The 18,156-nt window shown below is 67.3% G+C and carries 16 protein-coding genes and 1 riboswitch; of the genes, 8 read left to right on the forward strand and 8 right to left on the reverse strand.

The features are described 5' to 3' along the window. The first annotated feature begins 273 nt into the window (after window positions 1–273). Together ASF08_RS02845 and ASF08_RS02850 are read left to right on the forward strand one after the other, a co-directional pair. Window positions 274–1,065 (forward strand): class II glutamine amidotransferase, encoded by a 792-nt coding sequence (locus ASF08_RS02845; RefSeq protein ID WP_018045521.1) that lies wholly within the window; start codon window positions 274–276, stop codon window positions 1,063–1,065. Window positions 1,066–1,153: 88 nt separating this feature from the next. Further along, window positions 1,154–2,590 (forward strand): NAD-dependent succinate-semialdehyde dehydrogenase, encoded by a 1,437-nt coding sequence (locus ASF08_RS02850; protein ID WP_056141066.1) that lies wholly within the window; start codon window positions 1,154–1,156, stop codon window positions 2,588–2,590. 102 nt (window positions 2,591–2,692) lie between these two features. Here ASF08_RS02850 and ASF08_RS02855 read toward each other — a convergent pair whose 3' ends face one another. The 4 genes from ASF08_RS02855 to ppk2 all read right to left on the reverse strand — a co-directional run bounded on the left by ASF08_RS02855 (window position 2,693) and on the right by ppk2 (window position 6,650). Further along, window positions 2,693–2,920, reverse strand: a complete 228-nt coding sequence (locus ASF08_RS02855; protein ID WP_056141069.1) for a hypothetical protein — start codon at window positions 2,918–2,920, stop codon at window positions 2,693–2,695. Window positions 2,921–3,138: 218 nt separating this feature from the next. Then, window positions 3,139–4,647 carry a carbohydrate porin gene (locus ASF08_RS02860; RefSeq protein WP_156629435.1) on the reverse strand — a complete coding sequence of 503 codons (1,509 nt, stop codon included), beginning with the start codon at window positions 4,645–4,647 and terminating at the stop codon, window positions 3,139–3,141. Window positions 4,648–4,815: 168 nt separating this feature from the next. After that, window positions 4,816–5,613 (reverse strand): enoyl-CoA hydratase/isomerase family protein, encoded by a 798-nt coding sequence (locus tag ASF08_RS02865; RefSeq protein WP_056141082.1) that lies wholly within the window; start codon window positions 5,611–5,613, stop codon window positions 4,816–4,818. Window positions 5,614–5,723: 110 nt separating this feature from the next. Continuing rightward, window positions 5,724–6,650: a polyphosphate kinase 2 gene (gene ppk2 / locus ASF08_RS02870; RefSeq protein WP_026176236.1), complete on the reverse strand. Its 927-nt coding sequence runs from the start codon at window positions 6,648–6,650 to the stop codon at window positions 5,724–5,726. Window positions 6,651–6,981: 331 nt separating this feature from the next. On the opposite strand from ppk2, the gene ASF08_RS02875 reads away from it, so the two are divergent. The 4 genes from ASF08_RS02875 to ASF08_RS02890 all read left to right on the forward strand — a co-directional run bounded on the left by ASF08_RS02875 (window position 6,982) and on the right by ASF08_RS02890 (window position 11,541). After that, the gene (locus tag ASF08_RS02875) at window positions 6,982–7,329 is read left to right on the forward strand and encodes a hypothetical protein (protein ID WP_018045528.1); all 348 of its coding nucleotides are present in this window, start codon (window positions 6,982–6,984) and stop codon (window positions 7,327–7,329) included. 161 nt (window positions 7,330–7,490) lie between these two features. Next, the gene (locus tag ASF08_RS02880) at window positions 7,491–8,519 is read left to right on the forward strand and encodes a CorA family divalent cation transporter (RefSeq protein WP_056141346.1); all 1,029 of its coding nucleotides are present in this window, start codon (window positions 7,491–7,493) and stop codon (window positions 8,517–8,519) included. Between the two features lie 62 nt (window positions 8,520–8,581). Beyond that, complete coding sequence (locus ASF08_RS02885) at window positions 8,582–10,927, forward strand: Orn/Lys/Arg decarboxylase N-terminal domain-containing protein (RefSeq protein ID WP_018045530.1); 2,346 nt, start codon at window positions 8,582–8,584, stop codon at window positions 10,925–10,927. Then, a complete protein-coding gene (locus ASF08_RS02890) occupies window positions 10,924–11,541 on the forward strand; it encodes a GNAT family N-acetyltransferase (protein ID WP_018045531.1) in 618 nt (205 codons plus the stop codon). The genes ASF08_RS02885 and ASF08_RS02890 overlap by 4 nt, the downstream gene beginning before the upstream one ends. A 13-nt stretch (window positions 11,542–11,554) precedes the next feature. Here ASF08_RS02890 and ASF08_RS02895 read toward each other — a convergent pair whose 3' ends face one another. Continuing rightward, the gene (locus tag ASF08_RS02895; RefSeq protein WP_056141083.1) at window positions 11,555–12,064 is read right to left on the reverse strand and encodes a DUF533 domain-containing protein; all 510 of its coding nucleotides are present in this window, start codon (window positions 12,062–12,064) and stop codon (window positions 11,555–11,557) included. A 173-nt stretch (window positions 12,065–12,237) separates the two neighbouring features. On the opposite strand from ASF08_RS02895, the gene ASF08_RS02900 reads away from it, so the two are divergent. Next, entirely contained in the window at window positions 12,238–12,681 is a 444-nt protein-coding gene (locus tag ASF08_RS02900; RefSeq protein WP_056141086.1) for a TIGR01244 family sulfur transferase, read from the forward strand. 15 nt (window positions 12,682–12,696) lie between these two features. Here ASF08_RS02900 and ASF08_RS02905 read toward each other — a convergent pair whose 3' ends face one another. Together ASF08_RS02905 and ASF08_RS23645 are read right to left on the reverse strand one after the other, a co-directional pair. Further along, the gene (locus ASF08_RS02905) at window positions 12,697–13,224 is read right to left on the reverse strand and encodes a DUF2721 domain-containing protein (RefSeq protein WP_056141089.1); all 528 of its coding nucleotides are present in this window, start codon (window positions 13,222–13,224) and stop codon (window positions 12,697–12,699) included. A gap of 215 nt (window positions 13,225–13,439) precedes the next feature. Then, entirely contained in the window at window positions 13,440–14,102 is a 663-nt protein-coding gene (locus ASF08_RS23645; RefSeq protein WP_082473027.1) for a BA14K family protein, read from the reverse strand. Window positions 14,103–14,375: 273 nt separating this feature from the next. After that, a riboswitch (TPP riboswitch) is annotated at window positions 14,376–14,482 on the forward strand. An 85-nt stretch (window positions 14,483–14,567) separates the two neighbouring features. Here ASF08_RS23645 and thiC point away from each other — a divergent pair. Next, window positions 14,568–16,475, forward strand: a complete 1,908-nt coding sequence (gene thiC, locus ASF08_RS02915; protein ID WP_056141096.1) for a phosphomethylpyrimidine synthase ThiC — start codon at window positions 14,568–14,570, stop codon at window positions 16,473–16,475. Window positions 16,476–16,528: 53 nt separating this feature from the next. Here thiC and ASF08_RS02920 read toward each other — a convergent pair whose 3' ends face one another. Then, window positions 16,529–17,794 (reverse strand): D-amino acid dehydrogenase, encoded by a 1,266-nt coding sequence (locus ASF08_RS02920; protein ID WP_056141106.1) that lies wholly within the window; start codon window positions 17,792–17,794, stop codon window positions 16,529–16,531. Between the last annotated feature and the right edge of the window lie 362 nt (window positions 17,795–18,156).

The following is an 18,156-nucleotide window of genomic DNA, read 5'->3' on the forward strand; positions in this document are numbered from 1 at the left end:
CCGCCACGGCCATGCGCCTCCCGCAATGAAAGATAGGGAACCGCCTCAAAGCGGGCATGGTGGCCGTCTACGATACCGGCATGCACGAAATCGGGCACGCCTGCGCATCGTCCGCGCAGACGCACAAGGTTCAGGCATGCTGCGATGCATTAACGATCTGTTCACCGCAAAAGATCGAATGTTACAGTTCAACGACCGTCAAGCTGGATCATGGAACGGTTTCTGTTTCCCGATCCGGGGAGGGGTGCCGAAACAGGGGGTTGTTGCTCAGTCATGTGCCGCTTTCTCGCCTATAGCGGTGATCCGGTCTTCCTGACCGATCTCGTCTGCGCCCCGACGCACTCGCTGGTGCATCAGTCGCTGCACGCCACCGAGGCGAAGACGGAGACCAACGGCGACGGTTTCGGCATCGGCTGGTACGGCGAACGGACCGATCCGGGCCAGTATCGCGACGTCTGCCCGGCCTGGTCGGACGAGAACCTCGTCAACCTCTGCCAGCAGGTCCGCGCGCGGATGTTCTTCGCCCATGTCCGCGCCTCGACCGGCACGGCCACCACGCGGGCGAACTGCCATCCCTTCGCCCATGGCCGGCACCTGTTCATGCATAACGGCCAGATCGGCGGCTACCATCGCATCAAGCGGCGGATCGAGGCCTTGATCCCGGACGCTCTCTACGAAGCACGGCGCGGCACCACCGATTCCGAGGCGATCTTCCTCCTGGCCCTGGCCAACGGCCTCGCCGAAGACCCGATCGGCGCCATGGCCGAAACCCTCTCCACGGTCCGCGACCTGATGCAGGCGGCCGGAATCACCGAGGCCCTGCGCTTCACTTCCGTCGTCACCGACGGCGAGACCCTGACGGCTTATCGCTGGGCCTGCGACGGCCGCCCGCCGAGCCTCTATTACCGCCAGACCGAGACCGGCCTCGTGGTGGTCTCCGAGCCCATCGACGATTGCAAGGAGGGCTGGATCGTGATCCCGCGCGGCGGCACGTTGCAGGCCACACGCGGGGGCACGGTGACGGTAAAGGGCGCCGACGAGGCGCGGGTCCGCATCGCCGCCTAAGACCGCTCCCGAGGGTTGCGGCACGGAGGGTTGCGGCGCTGGCGCGAAGGGCGGACAACCCATGCTCCTTCGAGAGCGTGAGCCGCCGATGACCGACACGGACGTGACCCTTCACATCGCAGGAGCCTGGACGCCCGGTTCCGACGCGCGGACGATCCCCGTCCTCAACCCCGCCACCGGCGACGCCATCGGCACCGTGGCGGTGGCGTCGCGCAACGATCTCGACCGTGCCCTGGAGTCCGCCCGCCGCGGATTCGCCGAATGGCGCAGGGTCGCGGCCTTCGATCGCGCCAAGGTGATGCGGCGGGCCGCCGATCTGCTCCGTTCGCGCGTCGACGACATCGCCCGGACGATGACGCTGGAACAGGGCAAGCCGCTGGCCGAGGCGCGGGTGGAGACGCTCGCCGCCGCCGACGTGATCGACTGGTTCGCCGAGGAAGGGAGGCGCGCCTACGGCCGCATCATCCCCGCCCGCGTGCCGGGCGTGACCCAGATGGTCCTGCGCGAGCCGGTGGGTCCCGTGGCCGCCTTCACGCCCTGGAACTTCCCGATCAACCAGGCCGTCCGCAAGCTGTCGGCGGCGCTCTGCACCGGCTGCTCGGTGATCCTGAAAGGGCCGGAGGATACACCGGCGAGCTGCGCCGAACTCGTCCGCGCCTTCCTCGATGCCGGGGTGCCGGGTGACGTGCTCTCCCTGATCTTCGGCGATCCGGCCGAGATCTCGTCCTACCTCATCCCGCATCCGGTCATCGCCAAGATCTCGTTCACCGGCTCCACTCCGGTGGGCAAGGAGCTCGCGGCTTTGGCCGGGCGCCACATGAAGCGCATCACCATGGAGCTCGGTGGCCACGCCCCCGCCCTGGTCTTCGCCGATGCGGATGTGGAGAAGGCCGTCTCGGTGCTCGGCGCCAACAAATTCCGCAATGCCGGGCAGGTCTGCGTCGCGCCGACCCGCTTCCTTATCCACGATTCCATCTACGACCGCTTCGTCGAGGGGTTCGTGGCGCATGCAGAGGGCATCAGGGTCGGCGACGGGCTCGATCCCGAGACCCAGATGGGGCCGCTGATCCATGCCCGCCGGCGCGAGGCGATGGAATCCCTCGTGGCCGACGCCGTGGCGCAGGGCGCGGAACTCCGCACCGGCGGCAAGCGCATCGGCAACCGCGGCCATTTCTTCGAGCCCACCGTGCTCGCCGAGACCCCGCTCACCGCGCGGATCATGAACGAGGAGCCGTTCGGCCCCGTGGCCCTGGTCCAGCGCTTTTCCGACGACGAGGCCGCCTTCGCCGAGGCCAACCGGCTGCCCTATGGTCTCGCCGCCTACGCCTACACCCGCTCGGCCACCCGCGCGACGGAGATCGCCGCCCGGGTCGAGAGCGGCATGCTCGGCATCAATCATCACGGTCTCGCCTTCCCCGAAACCCCCTTCGGCGGCATCAAGGATTCCGGCTACGGCAGCGAGGGCGGCTCGGAGGCGATCGAGGCCTATCTGACGACGAAGTTCGTGAGTCAGGCCAGCGCCTGAACACCAGCATTCGGTAGGCTCGACACGCAAAACGCTCCATGGGGCAGACCCCATGGAGCGTTGATGCACGCCTTTGCTCCGGCCCCGCTCACGGGAACCGCCTTAGCGGGTCGTGGGGTCGACGATCTCGGCGACGATGCGCCGGGTCGCGGGAGCACGCGGGGTCAGGGACGGCGTGGTGGTCAGCTCGGAGGCCGGACGCACGGCAGCCGTGACGCGGGCCTGCTCCCGATAGAGCGTGGGGATGACGGTGATGCGCTCGTCGGCGGTCGCGGTACCGACCAGGATGGCGGAGGCGAGAGCGGCGAGGACAAGGCTACGAACGGTCATGACGAGGATCCCTCAGGTGTTCCGGGGCCGATGCCCCGTTGCATGAGAGGGATATATTTTGCGGCGCACCATTCATCAAACAGATGGTATCGATAGCCGATATCGACGACGTCAATGACGATGACGAGCACGCGCTTCGTGAGACGAAGCCGTCATCCCAGCCTCGCCTCGTGCCGAGGCTTCGGACGGCCGGAGCACATCGGCCCTGTCGATGCCTCTCAGTAACGCACCGTCGCCCGCACGCCGAACACGGCGGCGTTCTTAATGCGGGCGCCGTTGGGGTCGCGCGGGTTGGGCACACCGCCGCTGGGACGGAACACGTACTGAACGTCCGGCTGCACGGTCACGCCCGGTCCGAGCACGGCCTGATAGGTCGCCTCGAGGACCGCCTCGCTGCTGCGCCGGGGCATGTTCGTCCCGGCCAGCAGGATCGTGTCGGTGTCCAGACCGCGCGCCGCGTCGGAGATCCGCGCGATGGCGAAGGCGACCCCGATCGTGTCGTCGGAACGTCCCTTGAAGAGGCCCTTATAGGCGATGCCGGCATCGGCGTAGAAATCCACGATGTTGCGGTCGGAGGGCGCCCCGGACACGCGCAGGAACACGCTGGCGCCGTCGTTCGGATCGTCGGGTTCGCGGTAGATGGTCTGGTCGATGATACCGTAGAGGCCGCTGTCGCCCCGGAAGCGTCGGGCGATGCCGGTGGTGGACGGATCGGCCAGCGAGCGCCCGGCCGTGTCGAAGCGCTGGCTGTCGAACCGGCCGAAATGGTGCCACCCCCCCAGCGTCACCGTGCCGGGATCGCCGACATCGCCCTGCGCGATGTTGTAGGCGTAGGCGGCCTCCGCGATGACCAGAGCGGGATCGCCGGTGCGGAAGTTCGTGCCGGTGCGGTTGCGGCGCTGCGGATCGAGATCGCTGGGGTAGGCCCCTGCCGGATCGCCGTCGAAGAGGCCGACCTGAAGGGAAAAGTTCTGGTTGGGCACGTATTTCGCGCGGATCGCCGGCACCGCCAGGGGATAGATCGGCCCGCCGCTCGGCAGCACCTCGGCCATGATGTTGGGCCAGCCGAAGGTGGAGTTGATGAACAACGTGCCGGTCTGGCTCACGGCGAACTCGGTATCGGCCGCGATCTGACCGACCTTGAGGCTGAACTGGCCGTCGAACAGTTTCTGCTCCAACCAGAGCTCGTAGAGCCGGGAGGAGGGCAGCGCCTCGATGGCGCTCACGGTGATGAAATTGTTGACGTAGTAGCGCGACAGGCCGGTGCCGTGGATGAGGTAGAGGTTGGTGTGGAAGGCCGCCCCGTGCCAGCCCGCAAGCTTTTCGAGGTCGGCATCGAACTGGACGTCGAGGCGTCCCTCGACGATGGCACCGCGACGCGCGCCGCCCGTCGCATTGCCGAAGGTCTCGCCGATATAGGTGAGGCTGTATTCCATGCCCTTGGTCTTCAGGAACGAGCGCAGGCCGTAGGGATCGCCATAGGGGCCGAGCTGGTCCTGGATCGAGGTGTTGAGGTTGGCCGAAGGCTTGGCCGAGGTCACCGACTGCGCCACCGATGTCTGCGGATCGCCGCCGGCGCCGCGCGGCGAGCCGATGTCGAGCCCCTCCAGGGCCAGGCGCGCCTGCCGCGCCGCGATCTCGGCGGCGGTCTGGGCGTGGGCGCCCGACGCGGCAAGGCCCGACAACAGGGCTGCGGCGGCCGCGAGAGGAAACGAGCGGAGCATCATCCCTCGGAAAAAAAGCATGTCCCAGGGCGACCGTCCCCGCTCACGCTCTATCACGGCGAGCATGACAGGGCTGCAACCGAGCTGAGGCAGCGGGGCGACCAGCGGCTTTCCCCGTCCGGTGTGTCACGCTGCCCACATCCGCATCGGAACGGCGCTCGAAACAGCGCTTTACCGGCCGGTCCAGTTCGGCGGGCGCTTGGCCAGGAAGGCCTCCATGCCCTCGCGGAAATCGGCGCTGGTGTAGCACATCAGGATGAGGTCATCGCCGGGGCGCTCGCCCTCCGCCTCCGCCTCGGCGTCGAGGCGGCGCAGGCCTTCCTTGGTGGCCCGCAGGGTCAGCGGTGCATGGCCGGCGAGTTGCGCCGCGAGTTCCGTCGCCCTGGCGGCGAGGGCAGCGGCATCCTCCACCACTTCGCCGACGAGGCCGGCCGCGAGCGCCTCCTCCGCGCCAAACAGGCGGGCGGTGAAGATCATGTCCTTCGCCCGCGCGGGACCGATGAGGCCGGACAGGCGCCTCAGGTTCGACATCGACAGGCAATTGCCGAGCGTTCGCGCGATGGGAAAGCCGAACCGGGCGTCACGGGTGGCGATGCGCAGGTCGCAGGAGGCGGCGATGGCGGCCCCGCCGCCGGTACAGGCGCCGGCGACGGCGGCGATGACGGGCACGCGCAGACGCTCGAGCGCGCCCAGGACCCTGTCCATGAAGCGCTCGTAGCCGAGGGCATCCTCGGGACTGGAGAAATCACGGAACTGGGCGATGTCGGTGCCGGCGGCGAAGGCTTTCTCGCCGGCGCCGGTGATGACGAGGACCTTGATCCGCTCGTCCGCCTCGATCCTGTCGCAGAGGTCGATGAGGCCCTGATACATCGCGAAGGTCAGCGCGTTGCGCGCCTGCGGCCGGTTGAGAACGATACGGGCGATGCCCGCCTCATCGGTGTCGAACAGGATCTCGTCGGTGGCGCTCATGCGGGGGGTCCCAAGCCGGACCGGCCGAGGATCGGCCCGTCCGACACGGGTCTTGCCCATCCCGGCCGCTTTGGGCAACCGCGTCCGGCCGGGCGGCGCCCCCGGCAGGGTCAGAACAGGGCCGGGACGAACATCTCCTGCGGCACCGGCTGGCGGGCATAATCCTCGTGGCGCATGCGCTCGGGCAGATGCACCGGCGGGTGCTCCACGTCGCCATAGGGGATTTGCGTGAGGAGATGGCTGATGCAGTTGAGGCGGGCCTTCTTCTTGTCCACGGCCTCGACCACCCACCAGGGCGCCTCGGGAATATGCGTGCGGGCGAGCATCACTTCCTTCGCCTTGGTGTAATCCTCCCAGCGGCGACGGGACTCCACGTCCATCGGCGAGAGCTTCCACTGCTTCAGGGGATCGTGGATGCGCATGTTGAAGCGCAGCTCCTGCTCCTCGTCGGTGATCGAGAACCAGTATTTCAGCACGATGATGCCGGACCGCACCAGCATGCGCTCGAATTCCGGCGCGGACTGGAAGAATTCCTCGTACTGGTCCGGGGTGCAGAAGCCCATCACGCGCTCGACGCCGGCCCGATTGTACCAGGAGCGATCGAACAGCACGATCTCGCCGCCCGCCGGCAGATGCGCCACGTAGCGCTGGAAGTACCATTGCGTACGCTCGCGCTCGTTAGGAGCCGGGAGCGCAGCCACGCGGCAGACGCGGGGATTGAGACGCTGGGTGATGCGCTTGATCGCGCCGCCCTTGCCGGCCGAATCCCGCCCCTCGAAGATCACAACCACGCGTAGTTTCTGGGCCTGCACCCAATCCTGAAGACGAACCAGCTCGTGTTGCAGTCGGAATAGCTCCCGGAAATAGATCTTCCGGTCCATGGTGGGCAGACGAGGCCTGGCATCGATTTCGCTAACGAGTTGCTCGAGGCGCTCGTCTTCGAGCTCCATCTCGAGCTCTTCATCGAAATCGTCCGCCATCTCTCGGCGAATAGCCTCGATATCGAAAGGACGAGTCCCGGCGCGCGTGCCGTCCATGATATTGCCTTCCTGATGAATGGGAATCATCCGAACGCTTGAATCACAGCTGCATGACAGTATGGCGACCCCCGTCGGCAACGGCACCACATTCCTTATTCGATTCGTAGAATTCAGCATCCGACGCCGAAAGCCGGAGAATCGCTGGACTCTCCCTCAGCTTCTGGTACGCGGCGTTTATTGAATCGATACGATTTTTGTAGATACTTGAGCGGTCAGAAAACGAGATAGACCGAATTATAAGGCGCATTCCATTGTCGATACGTAATAAACAACTGATTGCATCTTAGAAAAGTTCTTGAAATAACTCTGTAATAGGAGATAAAATGCAATGGAACGCTTCATCGTCCGTTTCGTCAAGCCCATATGCCTGGCTGTCATCACCTTCTTCTCCGTTTATTTTCTGACCGGAAGTTCCTTCATCGGATTGATCGTGAGCAGCATCCCGTTGTTGCTTGGCTGGCTCGGCATCATGGAAACCTTCGCCTATGGCATGGCCGCGACGGTGTTCATCGTTGCCGTCATCTGGACCGTCGCTCCGGCCGACATGAAGGTTCTCGTCGGACATCAGGCCACCGCCTTCGCTGAGGTGCTTCGCAAGGAAGCGGACAAGGGCCTGAACCGCATGGAAGCCGACGGCAGCGTCAAGGAAGCCGATAAGGGCGTCGTGACCCGCTGAGGATAGCCAATCGTCGTCGCCCCCTCTTGCGGATCGCATGACCCGCAGGCCGAGCATCGATCGGCGGAGGTGCCCCTCCGTCATCACAGTGTCGCCCAGCGTTGCGATCCAGCGCGATAGTGAGCCGGCATTTTGCCGGCCATGATCGCCGCGACCGCACCATGCAGCACCTTCTCATCGAGGAATCCCCCCTCCCGGGGCTGATCTTCGCCCTCACCTTCGACGCGGAGGGACGGGGACGCCAGGTCGGACCGGGGGACGGGATTCCCTCGCTGGACGACCCGGATCACGGCTTCGTCTGGTTCCATGTCGATCTGGTCGATGCGCGGACAGAGGCGCTGATCCTCGAAGGACGCCTCGGCCCGGCCCGGCTCGCCGCCGCGACCTTCGCCCGCGACGAGCATCAGCGCGTCGTCGTGGACGGCCCCCATGCCGGTTTCGTCATCGCCGACCGGGAACGCGCCTTCGACGGCTCGTCGAGCGAGGAGCCGAACGGCCGTCTCCATTGCATCCTCGGCCCGCGCTTCCTCGTCAGCGGCCGCCGCCACGCCACGTCCTGCGCGGTGGCCGCCCGCGACGCGGTCTTGTCCGGCGCCCTCGTCCCCGGCCCGGCCAAGCTGCTGGAGCGCTTCGTCGGCAGCACCGTCGAGGCGCTGATCGCCACGGCCGACCGCCTGTCCTCCTCCCTCGACGCCATCGAGGACGACATGCTCGACGAGTCCAAGGCGGACGACCCGAGGCCCCTGGGACCGATCCGCCGCCAATCCGTGCGCTCCCACCGGCAGCTCGCCGGGCTGCGGGCGGTGTTCCACCGGCTCGAGGACGAAGCCGGCACGGAGGGAGATCAATTGCCCGAAGCGGTGGGCGCCATGGCCGCGCGGGTGGTCCAACGCCTCGATTCCCTCCATCGCGACATGCATGTCCTGTCCGAGCGCAGCCGCCTGCTGCAGGACGAGATCGCCGCCCGCACCACCGCGCTCACCAACCGCCAGCTCTTCACCCTGTCGATCCTCACGGCCCTGTTCCTGCCGCCCACCCTGGTGACGGGCGTGTTCGGCATGAACACCAAGGGCCTGTTCTTTTCGGAATCCGACAATGGGTCGCTGCTCGCGCTGGGAATCGGCGCGCTCGCGGCGCTCGCCGTCTACCTCGTCATCCGCCGGCTCAGTCTCGCCGGCCGGCCCGGTTGATCCGGAACGCGAACGCGCCCACACCCCCCTCGATTCATCCGACCACCGGAGCCTTCCCCCGCATGGACTTCTTTCGCCGCTTCACCGTGCTCATGTGCGCGCCGAACTTCGACCCGGACGATCTCGAGGGCGTGCGCGTCCAGCAGATCATAGGCTCGGTGGAAAAGCTCGGCTTCGAGGTCGTCCGCGCCCGCCGCGTGGAGGACGCGGCCATCGCGGTCCAGACCGATGCCGCCATCGGCTGCATGGTGGTGGATTGGGGCAAGCGCGGCCTCGACGGCAAGGCCGCCGCCCTCATCAACCTGATGCGGAAGCGCGGGCTGGAAATGCCCATCGTCATCATGGTCCGGCGCAAGCGCCTGGAGGACATCCCCGTCGAAGTGCTCGACTTCATCGACGGCTATATCTTCCTCGCGGAAGAGACCCCGGACTACATCGCCCGCGGCCTCGTGAGCCGGGTCAAGCAATATGCCGAGACCCTGAAGACGCCCTTCTTCGGCGCGCTGGTCGATTACGCAGAGCAGGGCAACCAGCTCTGGACCTGCCCCGGCCATAACGGCGGCATCTTCTACAACCGCTCCCCCATCGGGCGCATCTTCGTGGAGCATCTCGGCGAGGCGGTGTTCCGCGACGACCTCGACAATTCCGTGCTCGATCTCGGCGATCTCCTCGTCCACGAGGGCCCCGCCCTCAAGGCGCAGAAGGAAGCCGCCGTCATCTTCGGTGCGGAAAAAACCTATTTCGTCCTCAACGGCACCTCGGCCTCCAACAAGATCGTGCTCTCGGCCCTGGTGGCCGAGGGCGATCTCGTCCTGTTCGACCGCAACAACCACAAGGCGGCCCACCACGGCGCCCTGTTCCTCGGCGGCGCGGTTCCGGTCTTCCTGGAGACCGACCGTAACTGCTTCGGCCTGATCGGCCCGATGTATCACGAGGCCCTCGACGAGGCGGCCATCCGCGAGAAGATCCGCACCAACCCACTCGTCACCGACAAGGAGGCCTGGAAGCGCGAGCGCCCGTTCCGCGTCGCGGTGGTGGAGCAGTGCACCTATGACGGCACGATCTACAACGCGCAGATGATCCTCGAGAAGATCGGGCATCTCTGCGACTACATCCTCTTCGACGAGGCCTGGGCGGGCTTCATGAAGTTCCACCCGCTCTTCGCCGGCCGCTTCGCCATGGGGCTGAAGGGCCTCGACGAGACCTCGCCGGGCATCATCGCCACCCAATCCACCCACAAGCAGCTGGCGAGCTTCTCCCAGGCCTCGCAGATTCACACCAAGGACAGCCATATCCGCGGCCAGACCCGCCGCATCGAGCACCGGCGCTTCAACGAGACCTTCCTCGTCCACGCCTCGACCTCGCCGTTCTACCCGCTCTTCGCGTCGCTGGATGTCGGCGCGCAGATGATGAAGGGCCGCTCGGGCGTCGTCCTGTGGGACGACACGATCCGGCTCGGCATCGAATGGCGCAAGAAGGTCCGCGCCATCCGCCGCGAATTCGAGGAGAAGGAGGGCGATCCCCTGCGCCGCTGGTTCTTCGACCCCTTCGTGCCGGACACGGTGAAGGGCCCGGAGGGCAAGGTGCCGTGGGAGAGCGTCTCGACGGACGAGCTCGCCAGCGACGCCAAATACTGGGAGCTGACCCCCGGTGCCGCCTGGCACGGCTTCACCCATGTGGCGCCGAACTACGCCATGACCGACCCGAACAAGCTCACCGTGCTCACCCCCGGCTTCGACCGCCGCACGGGGCAATATGCCGATCATGGCGTACCGGCCCCGATCGTCGCCCAGTATCTGCGTGAAAACCGGATCGTGCCGGAGAAGAACGACCTCAACTCGCTCCTCTTCCTGCTGACACCGGGCGTCGAATCCTCCAAGGCCGGCACGCTCATCTCCGGCCTCGTGGCCTTCAAGCGCCTGCATGACGAGAACGTGCCGCTCGAGGATGCCATGCCGGAATTCGTCCGGCGTCGGCCGAACCGCTACAAGGGCGTGCGCCTGCGCGACCTCTGCGCGGATTTCCACGCCTTCCACCGCGAGCACGGCACCAGCACGCTCCAGCGCAAGCAGTTCGAGCCGGGGCACCTGCCCGAGATGGTGATGACCCCGAAGGAGGCGGTGCAGCAGCTCACCCGCAACAACGTCGATTACGTGCCGATCGCGGAAGCCGAGGGCCGTGTGGCGACGACCTTGCTTCTGGTCTACCCGCCGGGCATCGGCACGGTGCTGCCGGGCGAGCGACTGGACGAGCGGGCGAAACCCATGCTGGATTACTTCAAGATGTTCGAACGCTCGGCGAACCTGTTCCCGGGCTTCGAGGCCGAGATCCAGGGCGTGTTCCGCAACGTCGATCCCGACGGGACGATCCGGTTCTACACCTACGTCATGCGCGAGAACCGCCCGTGAGTCCGGACGGGCCGCCCACCGCCTCCGATCCCGAAGTGATCATCCGGCCGTCCTCGGATCCGGACGTGCCGGCCATGGTGGCGATCTACGCTCACCATATCCGGCGGGGCGTGGGGGATGTCGGCGATTTCGAGGAGGATCCGCTCCATCCCGACGACCTCAAGCGCCGCCGCAAGGCCATGCGCAAGAAGCGTCTGCCCCACCTCGTCGCCGATCGCGACGGGGTAGTGGCGGGCTATGCCTATGCCGTACCGTTCCGCAAACGGCCGGCCTACCGCTACACGCTCAAGCACTCGATCTACGTGCATCACGAGCACCTGAACGCCGGCATCGGCCGGCGCCTGCTGCCCGCGCTGATCGAGGCCTGCGCCGCCGGCGGCTACCGCCAGATGATCGGCTATATCGACGCGCAGAACGAGGCGTCCCTGCGGCTGCACGAAGCCTGCGGCTTCGTCCGCGTCGGCCTGCTGCCGGCGGTGGGCTACAAGTACGGCCGCTGGAGCGACAGCGTCATGGTCCAGCGGGCGCTCGGCACCGGCTCCACCGACCAGCCCGGCACTTGGACGCGCTCGGTGGAGGCGCTGGTGGCCGGGCACGAATGGGTGGGGAAGTGATCCGGCTCCGGTTTCAGACCGCTTCCAGCCCGGAAGCGACCCGCGCGGCCACGTCCTGCGGGACGTCGAGGGCCTCGGCGAGGCGCTTCAGGAACTCCCGCTCCTGCAGCGTGTCGGCATCGATGGCGAGACGCGCCGCCGCATAGAGGCGTGCGCCCTGCTCCGGCGACTCCACGCGCTCGGCGAGTTCGTCGATCTCGGCCGGGTCGGTGAGCTCCTTCTCCAGCCATGCGCGGCCATCCCGGTCGATGCCGGCGGCTTCCACCGCCGCGTCGAGGCGCCGGCGCTCCTGCTGGTCGACGATGCCGTCGGCCAAAGTCGCGGCCACCATGGCGCGCAGCATGACGCGCGCCTCGTCCTCGCCGACCTGGCTCAGATCGGGGGTCTCGGACGCCGCGGAGGGACGGAGTGCCCGCAGCGCCAGACCCGCGACGAGGGCGAGGCCACCGAGGGCGGCCGTGGCGGCGATCCCGCCCTTGCGTGAGCGTACGAGCGCATCGACGATCTGTCTTGCATCGGCCATGGTGGTCGTCCTGAAGGCGGGTTGAGGGATCGGATTGGAAACGGACGAGCCCCGTCGCGGGTTCACGATGGGCGGTGCGGTGGAATGAACATGCCCCGTTCGTCCCCGGCAGAGCGCCCTCCCCCGGCAAGCGGAAGCCGCACGGCGCGAAGGCAGCCAACGAGAGAGGCCCCATGACGATCACGCCCATCGAGCCCCGCCTGTCGGTCTCCGGCCAGCCGAACGAGGCGGAGATCGCGGACCTGTCCACGAAGGGCTTTGCCCTGCTCATCAACAACCGTCCCGAAGGCGAGGAGCCGGACCAGTTGGGCAGCGCTGCCGAAGCGGCGGCGGCCGAGGCGGCGGGACTCGCCTATCTCCATATCCCCGTCACCGGCCCGGGCATCACCCAGGAGGACGTCGCGCGTTTCCGTGAGGCCGTGGAGAGCGCACCCGGCCCGGTCCTCGCCCATTGCCGCAGCGGCTCGCGCTCGCTGACCCTGTGGGCTTTGTCCGAAGTGCTGGCGGGGCGTCTGCGCCGCGATGACCTGCTGGCCTATGGCCGGGAGCGCGGCTTCGACCTCGGCGGCGCCGTGCGCTGGCTCGACACGCATGACGACACGCCCGCCGGGACGTGAGGTCGCCGGCCCCGGTCAGGACCGCCCCGGGCGAGGCGAGCGACGGGGGATCTCTGGTCCGCCCGCTTCACGGTCCGAGGCCTCGACCGTCTGGCGGTCGACTTCGTCCCGGACGCGGCGGCCCGCCATCAGGATCTCGATGAGGAAGGCGACGATGGCCGCCACCGTGCAGACCAGGGCGATTCCGAAGCAGCCGAACAGGACGGAGGCCGTGGCTGCATCGCGCAAGGCCCCCACGAACAGCGTCAGCACCGCAATGCCGGTCATGATGCTGCCGAACGAGGCGAGGACCACCGCCACATCGAGCATGAAGGAGCGCCGACGCAGATAGGCCAGCTGGTACGACAGGTGGGCGGCCTCGTCCGCATCCGCCTTCTGCAGCCGGTCGGCGGCGTCATCCACCCGGTCGGCCACCCGCCCCAGGCGCGTGGAGAAGACGTTGAGCAGCGTCGCCAGCGCCGTTAGCAGGAAGGCGGGCGCGAGCGCGATCTGAATGACATGCGCGATGTCGTCGGGAGCGAGGAGAGGACCGGAAGCCATCATGATAGGGCGTTACGCCATGCCGCCCGGCACCGGAAGATGCGCCGTTTCGGAGGTGGACGCGGGTTCCGGATGCCGGTGACAGAACCTCGAGCCTCGACGTCGTCCCTCCTCTGCCGAGCAGACGCGGGGCCATAGATGCGACGAAGCCCCGCGGCAGGGGCTGCGAGGCTTCCGGACTCGGTGAGGGTCAGGCAATCGCGCCAGGACGAAAGGCGTTACTGCGGGCAGCGATGACGCAGGCCGTCATTGCCGAGATAGGTGCCCGACCGCTGATCGTAGGACCGGAAGCGCTGGATGCAGTAGGCCACGTCCTGGTCGGACCCGCCGACATCCTGCTGAACCTCTACCGCACCTCCATAATAGGCCGGCGCGTAGCCGCCGCGGTAATATCCGCCGTCGTAGTAATCGTTGCCGTAATAGCTACTGCCGTAGCCGTAGCCGAGACCGGCGCCCGCGAGGCCTAGACCCAATCCGAGGCCGAGACCGCCATAGCCATATCCTCGGCCGTAGCCACGATTGTAGCCGTAGCCACCACGATTGAATCCGCCGCCGCGGCCATAGCCACCGCCGACGATCGGGCCGCGACCGACGCCGCCCTGTCCTATGCCCTGCCCACGTCCATCCCCCCAGCCTCCCCGGCCAGCCCCCCCCGCGGCGAGTCCGCCGCCACCGATGCCGCCACCGCCCCAGCCTCGCCCCCCGCCACCCGCAGCGGCGAGCCCGCCACCAGCGCTCATGCGGCCACCACCACCGCCGCCACCACCGCCGCCACCACCACCGCCGCCACCCCAGCCACCGCCTTCACGGGCATCGGCCGAGGACGGTACGAACGCGACCGCGCCGAGCAGCGCGGCGGAGGCGAGAATAACTTTGTTCATGGAACACCAGCCTGGTTGTCTTCGGGACATCAGGACTGGCAACGCGCAGCTATTCGAGAAAGCTCCATCAAGTCTGTTGGTTTGAATATCTAATATGACGGCATGATCATTGTCGATTTCCGGGGATTAAAACCGCATGTCCGACAATGGCACTCAACACGCGGGCATCGAGGGGCGGTCGAGCGCCGCCGGGAAGGAAACGGAACCGCCTTTCAGCCGCGCTGGGATATTTGCCTTCGAGATTGACAAAGCGGGCGCGAGCGCAGACTTTCGAATCGTTCCGAGGGGGGCCCCGTTCAGGGGGCTGAGATAGGGCCGCAGCCCTGACCCTTGAACCTGATCCGGCTCATACCGGCGGAGGGACGGGAACTACGCTTGGGTTGTCTGCTCCAGACGAGCGGGTGCCCGTCGTCCTGACGTACCGTTGCGAACCGGATCGCCTCCCACGCCAGGAGCGAATCCGAAATGAACGCACCCGTCCTCCCCAAAGACCTTTCCGGACAAGAACCCGCCAAGGGGCAGCCGCAAGCGGTGACCACCGGCCCGATCATGGGCTCGCGCAAGGTCTATGCGAGCGTGGCAGGCCGTGACGACATCCGGGTGCCGTTCCGCGAGGTCACGTTGAGCGATCCGAAGGAGGCCCCGGTGCGGGTCTACGATCCGTCGGGTCCCTATACCGAGACCGATGCCCGGATCGACCTGAACGCCGGCCTGCCCCTGCTCCGCGACCCGTGGATCGCCAAGCGCGGCTACGCCACGATCACGCCGCGCGCGGTCAAGCCCGAGGACAACGGTTTCGTGCCGGAGGACAAGCTCGTCGCCCCCTGTCCGGCGACGCGCCAGATCCGCAAGGCCGGCCCCGGCCAGATGGTGACGCAGTACGAGTTCGCCAAAGCCGGGATCATCACCGAGGAGATGATCTACGTCGCTCACCGCGAAAACCTCGCCCGCGAGACGATGCTGGAAGGCGCGCAGACCGCACTGGCCGACGGCAACAGCTTCGGCGCGTCGCTCCCCGCCTTCATCACCCCCGAATTCGTGCGCGACGAGGTGGCGCGCGGCCGCGCCATCATCCCGGCCAACATCAACCACCCCGAGGTGGAGCCGATGGCGATCGGCCGCAACTTCCTCGTCAAGATCAACGCCAATATCGGCAATTCGGCCGTGACTTCGTCGGCAGCGGAAGAGGTGGAGAAACTGGTCTGGGCGACCCGCTGGGGCGCCGACACGGTGATGGATCTCTCCACCGGCCGAAATATCCACAACATCCGCTCCTGGATCGTGCGCAACTCGCCCGTCCCCATCGGCACCGTGCCGATCTACCAGGCGCTTGAGAAGGTCGGCGGCGATCCGCTGAAGCTCGACTGGGAGGTCTTCAAGGACACCCTCATCGAGCAGGCCGAGCAGGGCATCGATTACTTCACCATCCATGCGGGCGTGCGCCTCGCCCATGTGCCGCTCACCGCTCGCCGCGTCACCGGCATCGTCTCGCGCGGCGGCTCGATCATGGCGCGTTGGTGCCTCGCCGGGCACCGGGAATCGTTCCTCTACGAGCGGTTCGACGAGATCTGCGACATCATGCGGGCCTACGACGTATCGTTCTCGCTGGGCGACGGCCTGCGCCCCGGCTCCATCGCGGATGCCAACGACGCGGCCCAGTTCGCGGAACTCGAGACCCTCGGCGAACTCACCAAGATCGCCTGGGACAAGGGCTGCCAGACCATGATCGAGGGCCCCGGCCACGTGCCGATGCACAAGATCAAGGTGAACATGGAAAAGCAGCTGGAGGAGTGCGGCGAGGCGCCGTTCTATACCCTCGGCCCGCTGACCACCGACATCGCACCGGGCTACGACCACATCACCTCGGGCATCGGCGCCGCCATGATCGGCTGGTTCGGCTGCGCCATGCTCTGCTACGTCACCCCGAAGGAGCATCTCGGCCTGCCCAACCGCGACGACGTCAAGGAAGGCGTGATCACCTACAAGATCGCGGCCCATGCCGCCGATCTCGCCAAGGGCCATCCGGCGGCGCAGCTGCGTGACGACGCTCTGTCACGCGCCCGGTTCGACTTCCGCTGGGAGGACCAGTTCAACCTGTCCCTCGATCCCGACACGGCGCGCGCCTACCACGACGAGACCCTGCCGAAGGACGCCCACAAGGTCGCGCATTTCTGCTCCATGTGCGGCCCGAAATTCTGCTCGATGAAGATCACGCAGGATCTGCGCGCCGAGGTGCTCGCCATGGAGGCGGCCGGACAGGTGCTGGGCGAGGCCACCCCCATGAGCCAGGCCGAGCGCGAGGCGGGAATGGCGGCGAAATCCGCCGAGTTCCAGGCCGAGGGCGGCAAGCTCTACGTCGACGCGGCCGAATAGGCCGCCCCGCCCCACCCCCTCGCGCCCCGGCGCGAGGGGGCATCGCCCCATCGTCAGGCACCGCTTGCGTAGCGGCTGACGGCGAGGTCCGGCGTGGCGATGTCCGGCGTGCGGCCGGAGATGAGGTCGGCCAGCACCCGACCCGAGCCGCAGGCCATGGTCCAGCCCAGGGTGCCATGGCCGGTATTGGTATAGAGGTTCGGCAGACGCGTTCCGCCGACGATGGGCGTACCGTCCGGCGTCATCGGCCGCAGGCCGGTCCAGAACTTCGCCTGCGAGAGATCCCCGCCCGCCGGGAACAGGTCGCCCACGGAGCGGACCAGGGTTTCCCGGCGCGGTCCGCGCAGGACCGCGCTGAAGCCGGCGAGTTCGGCGGTGCCGCCGACCCGGATGCGGTCGCCGAGCCGGGTGATCGCGACCTTGTAGGTCTCGTCCATCACCGTCGAGACCGGCGCCGCCTCCGCATCGGTGACCGGCAGGGTGAGGGAGTAACCCTTCACCGGATAGATCGGCAGGTCGATGCCGAAGGGCCGGAGCAGAGCCGGGGTGTAGCTGCCCATGGCCGCCACATAGGCGTCGGCGGTCAGGATCTCGCCCGCTGCCGTCGCCACGCCGCCGATCCGGTCGCCTTCGCTGCGCAGACCGGTGATGGCCGTGCCGTAGCGGAAGACCACGCCGAGGCCCTCGCAGAGCGCGGCGAGGCGCTGGGTGAACAGATGCGCATCGCCGGTCTCGTCGCCGGGGAGCCGCAGACCGCCGACGAAGGTCCCAGCCACCCGCGCCAGGGCCGGCTCGGCCATGATGCAGCCGGCGGGGTCCAGCACCGCGTAGGGAACGCCATAGGCGTCGAGGACGCGCGTGTCGTCCCCGACATGGTCGAGCTGCTTTTGCGTCCTGAACAGCTGGAGCGTGCCCTGCTCGCGATGGTCGTAACTGATGCCGGTCTCGGCGCGCAGGTCGCGCAGCACGTCGCGGCTGTATTCGGCCAGACGCACCATCCGGCCCTTGTTGCGCTGGTAGGCTTCCTCCGTGCAATTCGCCAGCATCCGGGCGAGCCAGCCGTAGAAACGCGGCTCGAAGCTCGGCCAGACCACCAGGGGCCGGTGGCGCATCATCAGCCACTTCATGGCTTTCAGCGGGATGCCCGGAGCGGCCCAGGGCGCCGAATATCCCGGCGAGACCTGGCCGGCATTGGCGAAACTCGTCTCGAGCCCCGCCGCCGGCTGACGCTCCAGCACGGTGACCCGGTGGCCGGCTTTGGCCAGGTAATAGGCCGACGTGACGCCGACGACACCGCCACCGAGGATCAGGACATGCATGGCCGGCGTTCCGTAGAGGGTCGGGGTAGGGTCCGGAATGGGCTTGGCGCCCCGAGCGGGTTCGCATCGGCAAGCCGCCGCTTCACCTCGCTCAGTCCTTATGGCGCGTCGCAGGTTTCAGGCCGCAGAAGCGGCGACCCTCGTTGCGAACCCCGCCCAGGGCCTGTTTGAGTTGTTTTTCCAAGGCTTTACCTCATCCTGAGGTGCCGCGTAGCGGCCTCGAAGGAGCCCTCCAGGGATCGCGTGATGACTGGAGGGCTCCCTCAAAGCCCTTTGCTCGCGCAAAGGGCACCTCAGGATGAGGGGGTCGGATAGGATGATCGACTTTGGTTTGAGCAACCGCTGAGAAATCCGATAAACCG

It is taken from the genome of Methylobacterium sp. Leaf85, assembly GCF_001422125.1.
In the GTDB taxonomy this organism is placed as follows: domain Bacteria; phylum Pseudomonadota; class Alphaproteobacteria; order Rhizobiales; family Beijerinckiaceae; genus Methylobacterium; species Methylobacterium bullatum.

What these genes read in the sequence shown, in the direction of transcription:
- ASF08_RS02845 (WP_018045521.1), top strand. Translation starts at nt 274, where the DNA reads ATGTGCCGCTTTCTCGCCTATAGCGGTGATCCGGTCTTCCTGACCGAT.
- ASF08_RS02850 (WP_056141066.1), top strand. Translation starts at nt 1,154, where the DNA reads ATGACCGACACGGACGTGACCCTTCACATCGCAGGAGCCTGGACGCCC.
- ASF08_RS02855 (WP_056141069.1), bottom strand. Translation starts at nt 2,920, where the DNA reads ATGACCGTTCGTAGCCTTGTCCTCGCCGCTCTCGCCTCCGCCATCCTG.
- ASF08_RS02860 (WP_156629435.1), bottom strand. Translation starts at nt 4,647, where the DNA reads ATGATGCTCCGCTCGTTTCCTCTCGCGGCCGCCGCAGCCCTGTTGTCG.
- ASF08_RS02865 (WP_056141082.1), bottom strand. Translation starts at nt 5,613, where the DNA reads ATGAGCGCCACCGACGAGATCCTGTTCGACACCGATGAGGCGGGCATC.
- ppk2 (WP_026176236.1), bottom strand. Translation starts at nt 6,650, where the DNA reads ATGGACGGCACGCGCGCCGGGACTCGTCCTTTCGATATCGAGGCTATT.
- ASF08_RS02875 (WP_018045528.1), top strand. Translation starts at nt 6,982, where the DNA reads ATGGAACGCTTCATCGTCCGTTTCGTCAAGCCCATATGCCTGGCTGTC.
- ASF08_RS02880 (WP_056141346.1), top strand. Translation starts at nt 7,491, where the DNA reads ATGCAGCACCTTCTCATCGAGGAATCCCCCCTCCCGGGGCTGATCTTC.
- ASF08_RS02885 (WP_018045530.1), top strand. Translation starts at nt 8,582, where the DNA reads ATGGACTTCTTTCGCCGCTTCACCGTGCTCATGTGCGCGCCGAACTTC.
- ASF08_RS02895 (WP_056141083.1), bottom strand. Translation starts at nt 12,064, where the DNA reads ATGGCCGATGCAAGACAGATCGTCGATGCGCTCGTACGCTCACGCAAG.
- ASF08_RS02900 (WP_056141086.1), top strand. Translation starts at nt 12,238, where the DNA reads ATGACGATCACGCCCATCGAGCCCCGCCTGTCGGTCTCCGGCCAGCCG.
- ASF08_RS02905 (WP_056141089.1), bottom strand. Translation starts at nt 13,224, where the DNA reads ATGATGGCTTCCGGTCCTCTCCTCGCTCCCGACGACATCGCGCATGTC.
- ASF08_RS23645 (WP_082473027.1), bottom strand. Translation starts at nt 14,102, where the DNA reads ATGAACAAAGTTATTCTCGCCTCCGCCGCGCTGCTCGGCGCGGTCGCG.
- thiC (WP_056141096.1), top strand. Translation starts at nt 14,568, where the DNA reads ATGAACGCACCCGTCCTCCCCAAAGACCTTTCCGGACAAGAACCCGCC.
- ASF08_RS02920 (WP_056141106.1), bottom strand. Translation starts at nt 17,794, where the DNA reads ATGCATGTCCTGATCCTCGGTGGCGGTGTCGTCGGCGTCACGTCGGCC.